General features: G+C 72.1%; 16 protein-coding genes and 1 pseudogene. 5 read left to right on the top strand and 12 right to left on the bottom strand.

Features of this window, described 5'->3' with window-relative positions; translation table 11 throughout:
* Window positions 1-103: 103 nt before the first annotated feature.
* From ACWCQS_RS29370 to ACWCQS_RS29315, 12 genes and pseudogenes are all read right to left on the bottom strand, one after another.
* Window positions 104-1,063: an ABC transporter substrate-binding protein gene (locus ACWCQS_RS29370; RefSeq protein WP_451007242.1), complete on the bottom strand. Its 960-nt coding sequence runs from the start codon at window positions 1,061-1,063 to the stop codon at window positions 104-106.
* 113 nt (window positions 1,064-1,176) lie between these two features.
* On the bottom strand, window positions 1,177-1,845 hold the full coding sequence (locus ACWCQS_RS29365) for an ABC transporter permease (RefSeq protein ID WP_451007241.1): 669 nt from the start codon (window positions 1,843-1,845) through the stop codon (window positions 1,177-1,179).
* Window positions 1,842-2,495: an ABC transporter permease gene (locus ACWCQS_RS29360; protein ID WP_450986417.1), complete on the bottom strand. Its 654-nt coding sequence runs from the start codon at window positions 2,493-2,495 to the stop codon at window positions 1,842-1,844. The genes ACWCQS_RS29365 and ACWCQS_RS29360 overlap by 4 nt, the downstream gene beginning before the upstream one ends.
* Window positions 2,496-3,157: 662 nt before the next feature.
* Window positions 3,158-4,285: pseudogene (locus ACWCQS_RS29355) on the bottom strand (ABC transporter ATP-binding protein); the annotation flags it as partial.
* Between the two features lie 126 nt (window positions 4,286-4,411).
* The gene (locus ACWCQS_RS29350) at window positions 4,412-5,131 is read right to left on the bottom strand and encodes an FAD:protein FMN transferase (RefSeq protein ID WP_451007240.1); all 720 of its coding nucleotides are present in this window, start codon (window positions 5,129-5,131) and stop codon (window positions 4,412-4,414) included.
* A gap of 1 nt (window position 5,132) precedes the next feature.
* On the bottom strand, window positions 5,133-5,555 hold the full coding sequence (locus ACWCQS_RS29345) for an FMN-binding protein (protein ID WP_451007239.1): 423 nt from the start codon (window positions 5,553-5,555) through the stop codon (window positions 5,133-5,135).
* A 15-nt stretch (window positions 5,556-5,570) separates the two neighbouring features.
* Window positions 5,571-6,908 carry a ferredoxin reductase family protein gene (locus ACWCQS_RS29340; protein ID WP_451007238.1) on the bottom strand — a complete coding sequence of 446 codons (1,338 nt, stop codon included), beginning with the start codon at window positions 6,906-6,908 and terminating at the stop codon, window positions 5,571-5,573.
* 288 nt (window positions 6,909-7,196) lie between these two features.
* Window positions 7,197-8,561, bottom strand: a complete 1,365-nt coding sequence (locus ACWCQS_RS29335) for a PP2C family protein-serine/threonine phosphatase (protein ID WP_451007237.1) — start codon at window positions 8,559-8,561, stop codon at window positions 7,197-7,199.
* A gap of 189 nt (window positions 8,562-8,750) precedes the next feature.
* Complete coding sequence (gene msrB / locus ACWCQS_RS29330) at window positions 8,751-9,158, bottom strand: peptide-methionine (R)-S-oxide reductase MsrB (RefSeq protein WP_451007236.1); 408 nt, start codon at window positions 9,156-9,158, stop codon at window positions 8,751-8,753.
* Between the two features lie 14 nt (window positions 9,159-9,172).
* Complete coding sequence (murC, locus tag ACWCQS_RS29325; RefSeq protein WP_451007235.1) at window positions 9,173-10,561, bottom strand: UDP-N-acetylmuramate--L-alanine ligase; 1,389 nt, start codon at window positions 10,559-10,561, stop codon at window positions 9,173-9,175.
* 216 nt (window positions 10,562-10,777) lie between these two features.
* Window positions 10,778-11,251, bottom strand: coding sequence for an indole-3-glycerol phosphate synthase (locus tag ACWCQS_RS29320; protein ID WP_388624326.1), 474 nt, complete (start codon window positions 11,249-11,251; stop codon window positions 10,778-10,780).
* Window positions 11,252-11,381: 130 nt separating this feature from the next.
* Window positions 11,382-12,278 carry a pyrimidine reductase family protein gene (locus tag ACWCQS_RS29315; RefSeq protein WP_451007234.1) on the bottom strand — a complete coding sequence of 299 codons (897 nt, stop codon included), beginning with the start codon at window positions 12,276-12,278 and terminating at the stop codon, window positions 11,382-11,384.
* A 37-nt stretch (window positions 12,279-12,315) separates the two neighbouring features.
* Here ACWCQS_RS29315 and zapE point away from each other — a divergent pair, with 37 nt between their 5' ends.
* From zapE to ACWCQS_RS29290, 5 genes are all read left to right on the top strand, one after another.
* The gene (gene zapE / locus ACWCQS_RS29310) at window positions 12,316-13,419 is read left to right on the top strand and encodes a cell division protein ZapE (RefSeq protein ID WP_451007233.1); all 1,104 of its coding nucleotides are present in this window, start codon (window positions 12,316-12,318) and stop codon (window positions 13,417-13,419) included.
* 166 nt (window positions 13,420-13,585) lie between these two features.
* Entirely contained in the window at window positions 13,586-13,924 is a 339-nt protein-coding gene (locus ACWCQS_RS29305; RefSeq protein WP_451007232.1) for a hypothetical protein, read from the top strand.
* Window positions 13,925-14,001: 77 nt separating this feature from the next.
* Window positions 14,002-14,580 (top strand): carbonic anhydrase, encoded by a 579-nt coding sequence (locus tag ACWCQS_RS29300; protein ID WP_451007231.1) that lies wholly within the window; start codon window positions 14,002-14,004, stop codon window positions 14,578-14,580.
* An 8-nt stretch (window positions 14,581-14,588) separates the two neighbouring features.
* Entirely contained in the window at window positions 14,589-16,067 is a 1,479-nt protein-coding gene (locus ACWCQS_RS29295; RefSeq protein ID WP_451007230.1) for a SulP family inorganic anion transporter, read from the top strand.
* A 136-nt stretch (window positions 16,068-16,203) separates the two neighbouring features.
* Window positions 16,204-17,055 carry a slipin family protein gene (locus ACWCQS_RS29290; RefSeq protein WP_451007229.1) on the top strand — a complete coding sequence of 284 codons (852 nt, stop codon included), beginning with the start codon at window positions 16,204-16,206 and terminating at the stop codon, window positions 17,053-17,055.
* Window positions 17,056-17,060: the final 5 nt, after the last annotated feature.

Below are 17,060 nucleotides of genomic sequence, written 5' to 3'. Positions count from 1 at the left end.
TCCATCGGCCGCGCTGTTGGTGAAGAAATCCCACAGCACGACGCGGGTGCTCCCGGTCTTCGGGGGCACCCGCGTCGGCTGTGCGGGGTCGTACCGAGGGACGTCAGGCGAGACCGGCGGACTGCAGCCAGGTCTTGGCCACGTCCAGCGGGTCCTTGCCCTGGACCTGTACCTGGGTGTCCAGGTTCAGCAGGGTCGCGGTGTCGAGCTTGGCCGAGACCGCGTTCAGCGCGTCGACGCCCTTCTGGGAGAGGGCTCCCTTGTGGACGAGCGGCTGGACGTTCTCGAAGCCGAAGAGGTTCTTCGGGTCCTGCAGGACGACGAACTTCTCCTTGGAGATGGTCGAGTCCGTGGTGAAGATGTCCGCGGCCTGCACGGCGTTCTTCTGCAGCGCGGCCTGGGTGAGCGGGCCGCCCGCGTCGAGCGCCTTGAACGACTTGAACTGAAGGCCGTAGACCGACTTCAGGCCCAGCAGGCCCTGCTGCCGGGTCTGGAACTCCGGCGAGGCGCCGATGACCAGGTCCTTCGCGATGTCCTTCAGATCGGCGATGGTCGACTTCTCGGTGAGGTGGTACTTCTTGGCGGTGGCCGCGTTGAGCGTCACGGAGTCCTTGGACTCCGCCGCCGCCGGCTTGAGCAGGGTCAGCTTGGAGTCGAGCTTGGCCTCGATGGCCGTCGTGGTGGCCTCGGCCGTCGTCGGCTTGGCCTTGGGATCGAGGTAGGCCAGCAGCGCGCCGTTGTACTCGGGCAGCACGTTGATGGAACCGTTCTTGATCAGCCCGTAGGTGGTCTCGCGGCTGCCGATGTTCGGCTTGTAACTGACCTTGATTCCCTTGGTCTTGAGGGCCTCGCCGTAGATGTCGGCGAGCAGGGTGCTCTCGGGGAAGTTGTTGGATCCGACGACCACGGTGTCGCCGCTCGCCTTGCTGTCCGTCAGCGGGTTGCCGCCGGACTTGTCGTTGGAGGAACAGCCCGCCAGCAGAGCCGTCGCCGCCGCGAGGGCGACCACCGCCGCGCCTCGGTTCCTCCGGATGGACCTGCTGATGCGGATGTTGGAAGTCACCCACCGATCCAATCCAGCCGGTTCGCGGTCAGTCAAGGGCCGCAGATCACCGATTGGCCTCGATCTGCGGTCACTTGGGGGCCCGGCCCACCGCCCGCACCGGCGGGCGGGCGTCAGCTGCTCCGCCGTACCCCGGCCGAAACCGTGATCCGGGAGGCCGCCCAGAAGACCAGGAGGGTGGCCAGGGCCAGTCCCGCGACCAGGGTGGCGCCGCCGACCACCTTGTCGTAGTCCTTCTGGTAGAGCCCGTCGATGATGTACCGGCCGAGTCCGCCGAGGCTGACGTAGGCGGCGATGGTGGCGGTGGAGACGATCTGGATGGCCGCCGTGCGCAGGCCGCTGAGGATCAGCGGCAGCGCGACCGGCAGCTCCACCTGGAACAGCACCCGCGCCTCGGGCATGCCCATGCCCCGGGCGGCGTCCACGGGCGAGGGGGCGACGGAGCGGATCGCCTCGTAGGTGGTGACCAGGATCGGCGGTACGGCGAGCACGACCAGCGGGATCATCACCGGCAGCAGGCCGAAGCCGATCCAGATGAACATCAGGACCAGGAGACCGAAGCTCGGCAGGGCCCGGCCCGCGGTGGCGATCAGCGCGAGGGCGTTGCCGCCGCGGCCGTAGTGGCCGGTGACCAGGCCGACGGGCAGTCCGATCAGGGCGGCGAAGAGCAGTGCTTCCAGGGAGTACCTGACGTGTTCGGCGAGCCGGGTGGGGATGCCGTCGTAGCCGTGCCAGTGGGCGCTGTCGCTGAAGAAGGCGTGTGCGAAGTTCAGGACGTTCACCGGGTGGCACCCTTCCTCGGCATCCAGGGGGTGAGCAGGCGGCGGACGAGGACCAGCAGGGCGTCGGCGAGGATGCCCAGCAGCGCGGTCGTCAGCACCGAGTTGACGGCCAGGGCGGGCCGGTGGTAGGTGGTGGCGTCGTTGAGCATGTTGCCGAGCGCACCCTGGTTGCCGATGAGCATGCCGACGCTGACCAGGGAGAGGCTGGAGACCACGGCCACCCGCAGGCCCGCGATGATCGCGGGGGCGGCTATGGGCAACTGCACCTGGAGATACCGGCGTACCGGGCCGAAGCCCATGGCCTGCGCGGCGGCCAGGGTCTCCTGCGGCACCGAGCGGACGCCGTCCACGATGCCCGGCACCAGCACCACGAGGCTGTAGACCGCGAGCGGGATCATCACCGTGGTCTCGCTCTGCCCGAAGTAGTCGATGAGGACGACGAAGAAGGCCAGCGACGGGATGGAGTAGAGCACGGTGGTGATACCGAGGACGGGTGGGTAGACCCAGCGGAAGCGCACGCAGAGCTGGGCCACGGGCAGCGCGACGAGCAGCGCGGCCAGCACCGGCAGCAGGCCCTCGCGCACATGCAGGCCGACGAGCCCGAGATAGCTGTGCTGGAGGTCGCTCGGAAGGTCGAAGAAACCGTTCATCGGCCGGCCTTGAGGTCGACGTCGCCGTCCGCGCCCCGACCGGGCATGGCATCGGTGTCGTCCGCTGCCTGGCCGGGCATGGCGCCGCTGTCGTCCGCGGCCTGGCCGGGTACGGCGCCGGTGTCGTCCGCCGCCTGGGCAGGTGCGGCGCCGCTGTCGCCCGCCGCCTGGCCGGGTGCGGCGCCGGTGTCCTCCGCCGCCTGCCCGGGTGCCGCATCGGTGTCGGCCGCGGCCTGGGCAGGTACGGCATCGGTGTCGTCCGCCGCCCGGCCGAGTACGGCACCGGTGTCCTCAGCCGCCTGCCCGGGCGCCGCATCGGTGTCGGCCGCGGCCTGGGCAGGTACGGCATCGGTGTCCTCCGCCGCCTGGCCAGGCACGGCGCCGCTGTCCCCCGCAGCCTGGCCGAGCACGGCGCCCCTGTCCTCAGCCGCCTGCCCGGGCGCCGCATCGGTGTCGGCCGCGGCCTGGGCAGGTACGGCATCGGTGTCGCCCGCCGCCCGGCCGAGCACGGCGCCCGTGTCCTCCGCCGCCTGCCCGGGCGCCGCATCGGTGTCCTCCGCCGCCTGGCCAGGCACGGCGCCGCTGTCGCCCGCTGCCTGACCGGGTACGGCGTCGGTGTCGTCCGCGGCCTGGGCAGGTGCGGTGCCGGTCCCGGCCGCGGGTCGGCTGCGTTCGGCGTCGGTGCCGGCCGCGACCCGGCTGTGCGCGGCGCGGATGGCCTCGCCGATGACCTGCTGGGAGACGACACCGACGGCGCGTCCCTCGCCGTCCACCGCGACGGCCCAGCCGGTCGGCGAGAGCACCGCCCCGTCGAGCGCGGTGCGCAGCGAGTCCCTGCCGGGCACGAACGGCCGCCCGTGGTCGAGGAGTTGCTCCCGGTCCACGGCCCCGGCGGTGAGCCGGCCGGGCTCGCTCCAGCCGAGCGGTCTGCCGTCGGGGTCGGTGACGAGGAGGTAGGGGGCGTCGGCGTGGGCGGCGAGCCGGTCGGCGTCCGCGTCGACGCCCACGATCGGCCCGGTCTGCAACTCCAGGCCGGCGGACGGGAAGAAGGACAGCCGGCGGATGCCGCGGTCGGCGCCGAGGAAGTCCTCCACGAAGGCGTCGGCGGGCGCGCTGAGCAGGTCGGCGGGCGGGGCGAACTGGGCGAGCCGGCCGCCGGTGCGCAGGACGGCGACCATCGTGCCGAGCTTGATCGCCTCGTCGATGTCGTGCGTGACGAAGACGATGGTCTTGCCCAGCTCGTCCTGGATGCGCAGCAGTTCGTCCTGGAGTCCCTTGCGCACCACCGGGTCGACGGCGGAGAACGGTTCGTCCATCAGCAGCACCGGCGGGTCGGCGGCGAGCGCCCGGGCCACGCCGACGCGCTGCTGCTGACCGCCGGAGAGCTGGTACGGGTAGCGCTTGGCGAGCGCGGTGTCGAGCCCGACCCGCTCCATCAGCTCGGCCGCTCTGGTGCGGGCCTTCTGTTTGCTCCAGCCGAGCAGCCGGGGCACGGTGGCGATGTTGTCGAGGATGGTGCGGTGCTGGAAGAGTCCGGCGTTCTGGATGACGTAACCCATCGAGCGGCGCAGGGTGTTGACCGGCTGCTGCCGGATGTCCGTGCCGTCGAGGAGGATGCTGCCCTCGGTGGGCTCCACCATCCGGTTGATCATCCGCAGGGTCGTCGTCTTGCCGCAGCCGGAGGGTCCGACGAGGACGGTGATCGCGCGGTCGGGTATCTCCAGCGACAGCCGGTCGACCGCGACCGTGCCGTCCGGATACCGCTTCGTGACTGACTCTATCCGTATCAAAACGCCGAATGCCCTTCGGGTTTGGCGGATTTCCGCCCGCTTTCGGCCACGGTCGTCGGTGCGCAGGCCGTTGCGGGGAGAGTCTAGACCGCGAGTGTTTCAGCGTTTTGGCGGGCGGGCGGCCCTTCAGACCACCGGAAGTCCCGGTGTGCGCAGCACGCCGCGTGCCGCGTCGACCGCGAACACCTCGCAGCCGGGGCGGGCGGCGGCCCAGGCCGGCCCGTGGGCGCCCAGCGCGAAGGCGGCCGTGGCGGTCACATCCGCCTCGGTCAGGGTCGGGGCCACCACGGTGAGGCTGAGCAACTCCGTCGCGGGGCGTCCCGTGCGGCCGTCGAGGATGTGGTCACCGCGCTCGTACCGCCCGGAGGTGGCCACGGCCGCGTCGCTGACCGCCAGTACGGCACAGACCCGGTCGGCCTGTTCCGGATGCCGTATCCCGACCCGCCAGGGCCCGCCGGAGACCACCACGTCACCACCGGCGTTGAGGCAGAACCGCCGCGCCCCGGCCGCCGCCAGCAGCCCGGCCGCCCGCTGCACCGACCAGCCCTTGACCACCGCGCAGGGATCGAACCCCCGGCCCGGCAGCCGCACGTCGAAGGCACCGCCGGTGGCGGCCCGGTACCACTCGCCCAGGCCGAGCACCTCCGTCAGGTCCGCGCTCAGCTCGCCGTCCGCCAACTCGCCGCGTCCGTACCGGGACACCTCGCTCCCCGGCCTGAACGGGCTGAAGCGGGCGTCGACCTGGCGCAGCCAGGCGAAGGCCTCGTCCGCGGCCGCGCCGAAGTCGCCCTCGTCGTCGATCCGCAGGGAGACCGGGAGACCCATGACGTGCTCGACACGTCGCACGTCAGGAGCCCTTGGCGTCGATCGCGGCCTGGAGGGACGCCCGGTATCCCTGGCTCGTGATCGTGGCCCCGGACACCGTGTCGATGTGCGCGCTCTGCGCCTTGAGCGTCTCCGCGATCAGCTCCGGTACGGCCCACCGGGTCTGCGGATGGTGAGGCGCCTGGAGCATCCGCACGGAGGCGATCCGGTCGCCCCGGAAGGTCACCTCCACCTGGAACACGCCTTTCGTGGTGCTCACCGCGGTGCCCGGGACGACCTTCGAGGCCGACGGCGCGGAGGGCGCAGCGGACGAGGCGGTGGAGGGCACGGTACTCGGCGTCGCCGCGGGCTGTGCGGTCTCGACGGCCCCGGTCGACGGGTGGTAGCGCCACACCGGTACCAGGCCGGCGACGGTCAGGACGAAGACGGGAATGGCTCGCTTCACGGTCGACGCCCTCTCTCAGCCCGCGAGGCTGAAGCGCTCGAAGTGGATCTGCCGCTTGGGCACGCCCAGCTCGGCCAGGCTGCGCAGCACGGCGGTCATCATGCCGGGCGGCCCGCACAGGAAGACGTCCCGTTGCCCGATGTCGGGTACGAGCCGCTCCAGTTCGGGCGGGGCGAGCCGGTCCGGGAGGACCGGTCCGGTCACCAGGTGCAGCTCGGCGCCCTTGGTGAGGGCGAGATCGCTCAGCTCGTCGTAGAGGACGGCGTCGCGGTCGGTGGTCACCCGGTAGATGACCACGGCGTGCCCGTCCAGCTCTTCCAGCAGTGCCCGGATGGGCGTGACGCCGACGCCGCCGGCGATCAGCACGGACTCCGGGCGGGTGCGGTGCAGCGTGGTGAAGGCGCCGTAGGGGCCCTCGGCGAAGACGCGGGTGCCGGGCTTGAGGTGCCGCAGTGCGGCGCTGCCGTCGCCGGACGCCTTGGCGGTGAGCCGCAGGGTGCGGCCGTCGGGGGCGGCGGACAGGGAGAACGGGTTGGCCTGCCACCAGCGGTCCCGGGTGAGGAACCGCCAGAGGAAGAACTGGCCGGCCCGGGCGGGCAGCCGGTCCAGGTCGCGGCCGGTGATGTAGACGGAGACGACGTCGTCGGACTCCGGGACGACCGCCGAGACCCGCAACCGGTGCCGCAGGTTCCGCCACAGCGGCAGCATCAGCCGGCCCACGAACAGCGAGCCGAGGGCGCAGCCCCACAGCGTGTACCAGTACATCCGCGCGAGGGGCGAGGAGGTGAAGGTCGTACCGGCCGCGACCTGGTGGGTGAAGGCGAGGACCACCGCGGCGTAGGTGTACAGGTGGATGAAGTGCCAGGTCTCGTAGGCGAGTCGGCGGCGCGCCCAGCGGCCCGAGACGGCACCGACCACGACGATCAGCGCGAGCGCGACGATCGCGCGCAGCACGCCCTCGACGGTCTCGGCGAGGTTCACGATCTGGCTCACCGGGTCCATGGCGGACGCCTGGGCGTAGCCGAAGGTGATGAACACGGCATGCGTGAGCAGGGTCCACAGGATGCCGAAGCCGGTGCGGCGGTGCCAGGAGGTCAGCCGGTCCATGCCGATCCGGCGGTCCAGCCAGGGCAGCCGGGCCACCAGCAGCAGCTGGAAGGCCATGAGGAGGGCGCCGTACAGACCGCAGAGGCGGCCGAGCACGATCAGGGGGTTGGAGGCGAATCCGGCCTGGACGAAGAACCAGGCCACGACGGCCGCGTTGGCGGCGAGCAGGGTGTACACGCCGGTGCGGGCCACGGCCTTGGGGCGGATCGTCGAAGGGGGTGCGGCACGGGTCTGGAGGGTCGTCACGGACGTGGCTCCTTGATCGGCTCCTGGGTGACGAGCTTCGCCCGCGGACGCTGTCGACTTCCTGCCGGACGACTTTCACTCGAGTATCGACGCGGCCGGTGAGGGCCGGCAGCTCGGACGGGGCCGGACGGGTGGCGCCGGCCTGGTGGCCACGGTCACCCGCTGCGAGGGCTGGGAGGCGGTCACCGCGTACTGCGAGGAGGAGGCACCGGTCCGGAGGCTCCGCGGCGCCGCGCGCCGGCACCGACCCGACCGAGCCGGTGCGCGAGGCCGCGGACGCCCGTACCCCTACCGCGAGACACTCGTACTGCCGGCCGCGACCCACTGCCGGGTGTGCGGCCGTGCGGCCATGGCCGCGACGTCGTCCTCCGCATGCCGCGCGTCCAGCCGGCCGAGGATGGTGTCCAGGACGTCGTCCAGCCCGTCCCCACCGGGGAAGCGCATGGCGGACAGCCGGGCCATGGACCGGTCGATGTCCTCACCGCGGCGCTCCACCAGGCCGTCGGTGAACAGCACCAGGGTCTGCCCCTCGGCCAGCGGATGCGTGGCCGACTCGTAACCGCCGAACCCGGTGCCCAGCGGCGGTCCGACGGGGACCGGAACGATGGAGGTCTCGCCGTCCGTCGTGATGCGCACGGGCGGCAGATGCCCGGCGCTGGCCAGCGTGACCTGGTGGCGCCCGGGGTCGACGCGGGCGAGCAGGCAGGTGGCGGGCCTGAGGTCGGCCTCCCGGGAGGCGATGTCGTCCATCTGCCGCAGCACCCGGTGCGGGGGGAGGTCGGCGGAGGCGATGTAGCGCAGGGAGGAGCGGTAGGCGTTCATGTCGACGGCGGCCTCCAGGCCGTGGCCCATCACATCGCCGACGACGAGCAGGGTCCGCCCGAAGTGCAGCCGTACGGTCTCGCACCAGTCGCCGCCGACCAGCACGCCGCCGCCGGCCGGCAGATAGCGGACGGCGATGTCGAGGTTGGGGTGCGGGCGGCCCGGCTCGGCGAGCAGGGCGCGCTGCAGGTCGCCGGCGGTGCGGTTGATGCTCGCGTAGGCGCGCGCGTGCCGGATGTGGGAGGCGGCGCGCTCGGCGAGCAGGCTGAGCAGCTCGGCCTCGGCGCGGCGCAGCGGCTCCCCGGTGCGGGCCCACACCAGGATGCCGTACCGGTCCGAGCCGCTGGTCAGCGGCGCGCACAGCGCGATCCGGGTGGCGCCCACGTACTCCAGCCAGGGCTCCGGCTGTGCGCCGAGCGCCGGTGTCCCCGCCTCGCGGGCCGCCGCGGTGGCCCACCGGGCGTCGGGCAGCGCCTCGGCGTCCCCGGTGATCGCCTCGTATCCGGATATGGTCTCGCCGCTCCGGCGCATCACGGCGGCCGTGCCACCGGCCAGCCGTACGGCGAGCCGGGTCAGCTCGGCGCAGGTCGTGCCCTCGTCGAGGGTCGTGCCGATTCCGGCCAGCGCCTCCCGCAGCACGCTCAGTCCCGCGCCGGCCACCGTGGCATCGGCGGCCGACCTGCCCTCCGCCGACTGTGCGGAGCCCGCGACAGCCGCGGAATCCTGGGCCCGCGCGGACTTCGCCGTCGTCTCGTGCCCGCCTTCGCCCTCGCGGTGGCGGGTGCTGTCGGCGGGCACAGGCCTGCGACGGGACTGGATCCAGCGCGCCACACCCAACACCCTCACAGAATCTCAAACCGGAGCAAGTGGGGCACCAGCCTCATCCGTCCCAGCGCCCCCGGCCGGCCCAGGACGGGCCTTGAGTCACGCTCCGGTGCCCGATGACGTTCATCTTCGACCGGACGGGCCGGTCGCGGATGCCTTTTGCCAGATTCGGAGTGTCGATCGATCGAGCGGGGGTCAGTCCTCGGCGGGCGTCAGCCGCAGGGAAATGGAGTTGATGCAGTACCGCTGGTCGGTCGGGGTCGGATACCCCTCCCCCTCGAAGACGTGCCCGAGGTGGGAGCCGCAGCGGGCACAGCGCACCTCGGTGCGGACCATGCCGTGGGAGCGGTCCTCGACCAGTTCCACCGCGTCGGTGTCCTTCGGGTCGTAGAAGGACGGCCAGCCGCAGTGCGACGCGAACTTCGTGTCGGAGGTGAACAGTTCGGCACCGCAGGCCCGGCAGGAGTAGACGCCCTCGGTCTTGGTGTCGGTGTACTCACCGGTGAAGGCCGGCTCGGTGGCGGCCTGGCGCAGCACGGCGTACTCGGCCGGATTCAGCTCCGCCCGCCACTGCTCGTCCGGCTTCTCGACGTCGTACGACATGAGCCTCAGCCCCTTTACTGCGACAGGCGGTCCAGGATCAGCGGGCCCAGGTCGGTCACGTCGCCCGCGCCCATGGTGAGAACGAGATCGCCGGGCTTCGCCATTCCCGCGATCACCGAGGGGATCTGATCCTTCTCGTGGACGGCGGTGACGTCGGCGCCTGCGGCGCGCGCGGCCTCGATGATCAGCTCGCTGGTCACGCCCGGGATCGGGTCCTCGCGGGCCGGGTAGATGTCCAGCACCACGGAGGCGTCGGCGAGGGCGAGGGCCTGGCCCATCTCCTTGCCCAGCTCCTGGGTGCGGGAGAACAGGTGCGGCTGGAAGACGACGAGGATGCGGGAGTCGCCGGCGGCGGCGCGCATGGCCTCCAGGTCGGCGGTCATCTCGGTGGGGTGGTGGGCGTAGGAGTCGATGACCTGCACCCCGGCGGCCTCGCCCTTGAGCTGCAGGCGCCGCTTGACGCCGGTGTAGGCGGCGAGCGCGGGCGCGAGCCCTTCGGCCGGGATGCCGAGGGCGGCACCGGCGGTGAGCGCGGCGACCGCGTTGAGGGCGTAGTGGCGGCCGGGCACGGAGACCGTGAAGGCCAGCTCCTGCCCGTCCAGGACCACGGTGACCTGGCTCTTCAGCCCCTGCGGGACGATCGACAGGACCCGTACGCCGGCGTCCTCGGCCTCGCCGTACGTCACCGTCTTCACCGAACCCGCGAGCCGCCGGGTCAGCTCCCGTGCGCCCTCGTGGTCGGCGGAGATCACCAGCGTGCCGCCCGGGACGATCTTCCCGGCGAAGGTCTCGAAGGACTCGTAGATCTCGTCCATCGAGGCGTAGTTGGCGTGGTGGTCGAGTTCGACGTTGAGGACGATGGCGACCTCGGGCGCGTACTTGTGGAAGCTGCGGTCGCTTTCGTCCGCCTCGGCGACGAAGATGTCGCCCGCGCCGTGCAACGCGTTGGAGCCGGGCGCGTCCAGGTCGCCGCCGATGGCGTACGACGGCTTCAGGCCCAGCTCGGTGAGGGAGACGGCCAGCATCGAGGTGGTCGTCGTCTTGCCGTGGGTGCCGGCCACGGCGATCGGGCGCAGCCCCTCCATCAGCGCGGCGAGCGCGTCGGAGCGGTGCACCACCGGGACGCCCAGCTCGGCCGCGCGGGCCAGCTCGGGGTTGTCCTCGCGGATCGCCGAGGACACCACGACACAGCTCGCGTCGTCGGCGAGGTGCTCGGCGGCGTGCCCGATGTGCACGGTGACCCCGAGCGCCCGCAGCGCCTCGGCCGTCGCCGACTCCTTGGCGTCACTGCCCGCGACCTCGGCCCCGCGCTGCGCGAGGATCTTGGCGATGCCCGACATCCCGGCGCCGCCGATGCCGATGAAGTGCGGTCGGTCCATGGCGGTAGGAAGGCCGGGTGCCATGTGGTTCTCCCCAGAGACGGTACGTACGAGAGCGGGCCTAGCCTATGCGCTGAAGCACCGGGCTCGTCGCAGCGAGGGGCAGGGCCGCTGACCCGAGGGGCGCGGGGCCGTGTCGATGTGCGGCTCCGCCGCGCGGGCGCGAGCAACCACAACGCTCCGGCACCCGCGAACGCACCGCACCCGCGACGGCGCTCATCGGCCGAACCGGCGGAGCGGCTACGCCTTGCTGTGCGAGAAGAGCTTCAGCACCGGCACCCCCACCTTGTGCCGCGCCCGCGAGGCCCAGTCCCGGTGGAAGAACTCCTCCACGTAGTGGGGGTCGGTGAGCACGATCACCTCGTCCGCGCCCACCTCGGCGACGAGGGACTTCAGCGCGTCCAGCGGATGGTCCTCCACCATCTGCCCCTCCGCCCGGCTCCCCGCGGCCCGCAGCGCCTGCACCGACACGTCCAGGGCCTGCTGCCCGACGCTTCGGGCGTCCTCCCCCTCGGGCGTCTCGTGTTCGCGGACCGCCTCGTCGAGTTCGCCGAGCGCGATGTCGTCGATGGCCCGCAGCAGGCGGTCCGCCTGGTCACCGCGCGGCTGGAGGAGCACGTGGAAAGCGACCGGCTCGTCTCCGTGCAAGGTCGTGACGAACTCCACGTCGGCGGACGTCAAAGCCTTCTCGATCATCAGAACGCTGGTGAACACCAAACGCCTCTTCTCCTCCGTGGGCCCTGACAGGACCCCTGCGGAAACCATCCTGCCCCGAGATCGCACGGGTTGTGCCGGATTAAGTCTGCCCTCCGGAAGCTAAACGGAACGACACATTCCGCTCATTTCAGGACCGCCGGTAACGACCGAACAGAAATCCGGCGTCCTCGAGGAGGGACACGAGCTCGAACCGGTGCGGCACGGCGACCGACGGCCCGCCGGTGATGCGCTGTGCGTCGCCCGCCGTGAGCATGGGCGACAGGGTCAGGCACAGCTCGTCCAGCACCTCGGCGGCGACCAGCTGGCCGAGCAGCCGGGGACCGCCCTCGGTGAGCAGCCGGGTGTGGCCGAGGCCGGCCAGGGCCCGCACCGCCCGCGCGGGGTCGATGCCGCTGCCCTCGCCGGCGGTCACCACCGTGGCGCCGGCCTTCTGGGCGGCGGCGACACGGTCGGGGGCGGCCGCGGATCCGGTCAGGACCAGCGTCGGCACCAGGGGCGAGGTGAACAGCGGGAGCGAGAAGTCCAGGTCCAGGCTCGCGGTGACCACCGCGATCGCCGGCGCCGGACCCTGCCCGGCGGCTGCCCGGGCCTCGGCGAACTCGGCACGCGCGCGTGCGGGGCGGTACCCCTCCTGGCGCACCGTTTCCGCGCCCACCACGACCACGTCCGCGAGCGCCCGCAGCGTGCCGAAGATCCGCATGTCGGCGGCGCTGGAGATGGGCTGGGAGCGCCCCTCGTGCTGGGCGGCGCCGTCGAGCGTGGAGACCATGTTGGCCCGCAGGCACGGCCGCGGGGCGCCCGGCGGCTCCGGGTAGGCGTAGGCGGCGGCCAGCTCGGCGAGACTCCACTCGCGGTCGACGTGGGCGTCATGCTCGACGTGGGCGCCGTGGTCGACGCGACCGCCGACACCACTGGGCGCATGGGCCACCAGAGTCCCGGCAACCCCCCTCGCCCCCTCCCTCTCGGCCGTCCCGCCGGAGGCCTGGGCTGCTGTTTCGTCGGTCACAGGGAACAGGCGTCGCATGTCGTGCAGTGTGACACGGCGCTTAGCATGGACAACCGTGTCGTCCTCCACCACCGCCCCCGGATCCAGCCCTCTGACCGACGCGGGCCCCCTCTCCCTGTGCGCCCGCGAGCCGCACGTGCCCGCGGACCGGCTGGTCGCCGAGATGGTCCCGCCTCCGCGCTTCGACTCGGTCCGCTTCTCGACGTACATACCGGACCCGAACCAGCCCAGCCAGAGCGAGGCCGTGACGGTACTCGAAGGCTTCGCGGGCGGGCTCGGCGGGGCGCACGCCTCCGGCGCCGGCCGGCGCGGCTTCCTCGGCTTCGGCAGGGCCAGGGCGCCCAAGGCCCCGGCCGGCCCGCGCGGGGTCTATCTGGACGGCGGCTACGGCGTCGGCAAGACCCATCTGCTCGCCTCCCTGTGGCACGCCACCCCGGCCGAGCCCGCGCTCAAGGCCTTCGGCACCTTCGTGGAGCTGACGAACCTGGTCGGCGCGCTCGGCTTCCAGAAGACCGTGCAGACCCTCTCCGGCCACCGCCTGCTGTGCATCGACGAGTTCGAGCTGGACGACCCGGGCGACACGGTCCTGGTGTCGACCCTGCTCGGCAAGCTGGTCGAGGCGGGCGTGGCGCTCGCCGCCACCTCCAACACGCTGCCGGGCAAGCTGGGCGAGGGCCGGTTCGCCGCCGCCGACTTCCTGCGCGAGATCCAGGGCCTGTCGGCCCACTTCCGCACCCTGCGCATCGACGGCGAGGACTACCGCCACCGCGGCCTGCCCGAGGCACCGCGGCCGTTCACCGACGAAGAGGTGACCAAGGCGGCCTACGCCACCCCGGGCGCCTCGCTCGACGACTTCCCGCATCTGCTGGACCACCTGGCCAGGGTCCACCCGAGCCGGTACGGCGCGCTGACCGACGGGGTGAAGGCGGTGTGCCTCACCGATGTGCGGCCGGTGCCGGACCAGTCGACGGCGCTGCGGCTCGTGGTGCTGGCGGACCGGCTCTACGACCGTGAGGTCCCGGTGCTGGCCTCGGGGCTGCCGTTCGACAAGCTGTTCAGCGAGGAGATGCTGAACGGCGGCTACCGCAAGAAGTACTTCCGCGCGATATCCCGGCTCACCGCGCTGGCCCGCGACGCGAAGGGGCTCGTCGGCTCCTAGTCAAGAGCGAGATCGCGCCACGCGACCGGCACTTTTCACGCTCTCTTGCGCTTGTGACGCGTAGTTGACCCTGCAAAGGACTTTGCAGGGTTAACGTGTTTCTTGACCAAGCATTGACCAATGTTTGGTGCCCGCGAGAGATGTGAGACGTCCGGGAGGAGGGCGCATGTTGCGAGGTACGACGGCCCGGACCGTGCTCGTCGCTGCGACCGTCGCCCTGCTCGCCCTGCTGTTCCCGGCATCCGCGGAAACCTTCACACCTGCGCACACCCTCAGTGAAGCAACGGCCAAGGCCGAGGCCGGAACCACATCGTCCGAACAGCCGGTGGGCGACGAGCCGGACGTGTTCCGCGGCTCCGCCTCCCGCTGCGCGCGGCAACACCCGCCGATAGCCGGCCGGGCAGCCGGTACCGGCCCCGCACACACACCCGGCACCGCGCACGGCCCGGCCCCCAGAGCCTCCAGAGCCCACGCCCCGGCAGCACTTCAGGTCTTCCGCTGCTGACAGGCGCTCATCTTTCCCCCCACAACCGTCGTTCAGGTCCGACGCGCCGCTCCGACGCGCCAGGAGGAACCACATACATGCAGCCCCTCATCGACAACGCCCGTACCTTCGGACAGCGCCCTGAGGAGTTCGCCAAGCTCGCCGAAGGCCAGTCCCCGCAGGTGCTGTTCATCACCTGCTCCGATTCCCGGGTCGTCCCGGCCCTGATCACGGGCGCCCGCCCCGGCCAGCTCTTCGAGCTGCGCACCGCGGGCAACATCGTCCCGCCCCACACCTCGCGGCACCCCACCAGCGAGGCAGCCACCATCGAGTACGCCGTGGAGGTGCTCGGCGTCCAGCACATCGTCGTCTGCGGTCACTCGCACTGCGGCGCCGTCGGCGCGCTCGTGCGCGGCGACGACCTGACCGCCGTACCCGCCGTGCGCGACTGGCTCGCGCACGCCACCCCGCGCCCGGCCGGCCAGGCCGAGGACCCGGAGGTCGCCATGGGCGTGCAGGCCCACGTCCTGACCCAGCTGCTGCGGCTGCGCTCCTACCCGTGCGTCGAGCGGAAGCTGGCGGAGGGCCGACTCGGCCTGCACGCCTGGTACTACGAGGTGCACACCGGCGCCGTACGGGCGCACCGCCCGCAGACCGACACCTTCGAGTCCCTGTGAGCGCGCCGATGACCAGCAAGAACCTCATATCCCGGTTTCCTTTTCCGCGGCAGGACTTCGCCGCCTCCCTCGTCGTCTTCCTGGTCGCGCTGCCGCTGTGCGTGGGCGTGGCCGTCGCCTCCGGTGTCCCGGCCGAACTCGGCCTGGTCACCGGGATCGTGGGCGGCCTCGTCACCGGGCTGATGCGGGGCAGCAGCCTGCAGGTGTCGGGTCCGGCGGCCGGCCTGACCGTGCTCGTCCTCGAGGCGGTCAGGGAGTTCGGGCTGCCGGCCCTCGGCGTGATCGTCCTCGCCTCCGGACTTCTCCAGGTGGCGATGGGCCTGCTGAAGCTGGGCCGCTGGTTCCGCGCCATCTCGGTCTCCGTCGTCGAGGGCATGCTGGCCGGAATCGGACTGGTGCTCATCGCCGGGCAGTTGTATCCGGCGCTGGCGGCCAAGGCCCCCGACTCCGGCCTGGGCAAGATCGCCGGGTTGCCCGGGGCGTTCCTGGACGCCCTCGGCGACGGCAGGGCGGTGGCCTCGCTCGCGGTGTGCGCGGGCACGATCGCGGTGCTGCTGCTGTGGCAGCACCTTCCGGCGAAGGCGCGGACGCTGCCCGGCCCGCTGGCCGCGGTCGGCCTCGCCACGGTGGCCGCGTTCGCGCTGGACCTGCCGGTGGCCACGGTCGAGGTGCGGGGCCTGCTGGGCTCGGTCCAGCCGCCGCCGCTCTGCGCGTTCGGCGAGCTGGCGAGTGCCGGGCTGCTCGGCACGGTCGTCGCCTTCACCCTGATCGCCTCCGCCGAGTCGCTGTTCAGCGCGGCGGCCGTGGACCGGCTGCACTCCGGGCCGCGCACCGAGTACGACAAGGAGCTGGTCGCGCAGGGCGCCGGCAACGCGGTGTGCGGCCTGCTGGGCGCACTGCCGATGACCGCGGTGATCGTGCGCAGCGCGGCCAACGTCCAGGCGGGCGCCCGTACCAAGGCCTCCCGCGTCCTGCACGGCGTGTGGCTGCTGCTGTTCGCCGCGCTGCTGCCCGACGTGCTCGCCTACATCCCGATCCCGGCGCTCGCGGGCATCCTGATCCACTCGGGCGCCAAGCTGGTCCCGGTCCGGGCGCTGGCCGCGCTGTGGCGCGAGCACCGGGGCGAGGCGCTGATCCTGGCGGTGACGGCGGTCTCGATCGTGGCGGTCAGCATGTTCGAGGGCGTGCTGATCGGCCTGGCGATGGCGGTGGTCAAGACCGCCTGGCAGGCCTCGCACATCAGGCTGGAGGTCGTCGACAAGGGCGCGGGCCCGGTCGACGCCTGCCTCTCGGGCAACGCGACCTTCCTGCGGCTGCCGAAGATCCTGGACAGCCTGGAGTCGCTGCCGCAGGACCGCCCGGTCCGCCTGGACCTGTCCGGCCTGCACCATCTGGACCACGCCTGCCGTACGGCCCTGGAGAACTGGGCCGCGCGGCACAGCGCCGCGGGCACGGAACCGGTGCGGGTCACGATGCCCGTCCGCTGAGGTCCCCGTCTCCGGGCCGGGGTGCCGACGCCCCTCGGCACCCCGGGCCGGTCCCCCCGGCTTATGGCTTCCGCCCCACCCCGGGCATATGGTTACAGCAGCGGACGAAATCGGACCTCTCCGTGAGGAGGTCACCATGCTCCAGGAGCTGCTGGGCGCCGTGGCGGCGGCGGGTTCGGTCGCCGTGGTCTACCTGGCGATGGCGGCACGGATCGTCAAGCAGTACGAGCGAGGCGTGCTCTTCCGCCTCGGCCGGGTGATGGGAGGCGAACGCCAGCCCGGCCTGACCCTGGTGATCCCGTTCGTGGACCGGCTGCACAAGGTCAACATGCAGATCGTCACGATGCCGATCCCGGCCCAGGAGGGAATCACCCGCGACAACGTCACCGTCCGGGTGGACGCCGTCGTCTACTTCCGCGTGGTCGACGCGGCGAGCGCCCTGGTGAAGGTCGAGGACTACAAGTTCGCGGTGTCGCAGATGGCCCAGACGTCCCTGCGGTCGATCATCGGCAAGAGCGACCTGGACGATCTGCTCTCCAACCGCGAGAAGCTCAACGAAGGCCTGGAGCTGATGATCGACAGCCCGGCCGTCGGCTGGGGCATCCAGGTCGACCGGGTCGAGATCAAGGACGTCTCGCTGCCGGACACGATGAAGCGGTCCATGGCCCGCCAGGCCGAGGCCGACCGGGAACGCCGGGCCCGGATCATCAACGCCGACGCCGAGTACCAGGCCTCCAAGAAGCTGGCCGAGGCGGCCCAGCAGATGGCCGACACCCCGGCCGCTCTCCAGCTGCGGCTGCTCCAGACGGTGATGGCGGTGTCCGCCGAGAAGAACTCCACGCTGGTGCTGCCCATCCCGGTGGAGCTGCTGCACTTCCTGGAACGGGGCAACCAGCAGGCCGCGCCGAACGGCGACGGCACACCGCGCCTGGAGAAAGGCGAACAGAAGGCCGTGCCGAACAAGGGCGGAGAGCCCCACTCCGGATAGCGTGC

Source organism: Streptomyces sp. NPDC002076 (assembly GCF_053593835.1).
The sequence above is the reverse complement of the archived record's forward strand: the minus strand, read 5'-3'. Positions and strand labels throughout refer to the sequence as shown.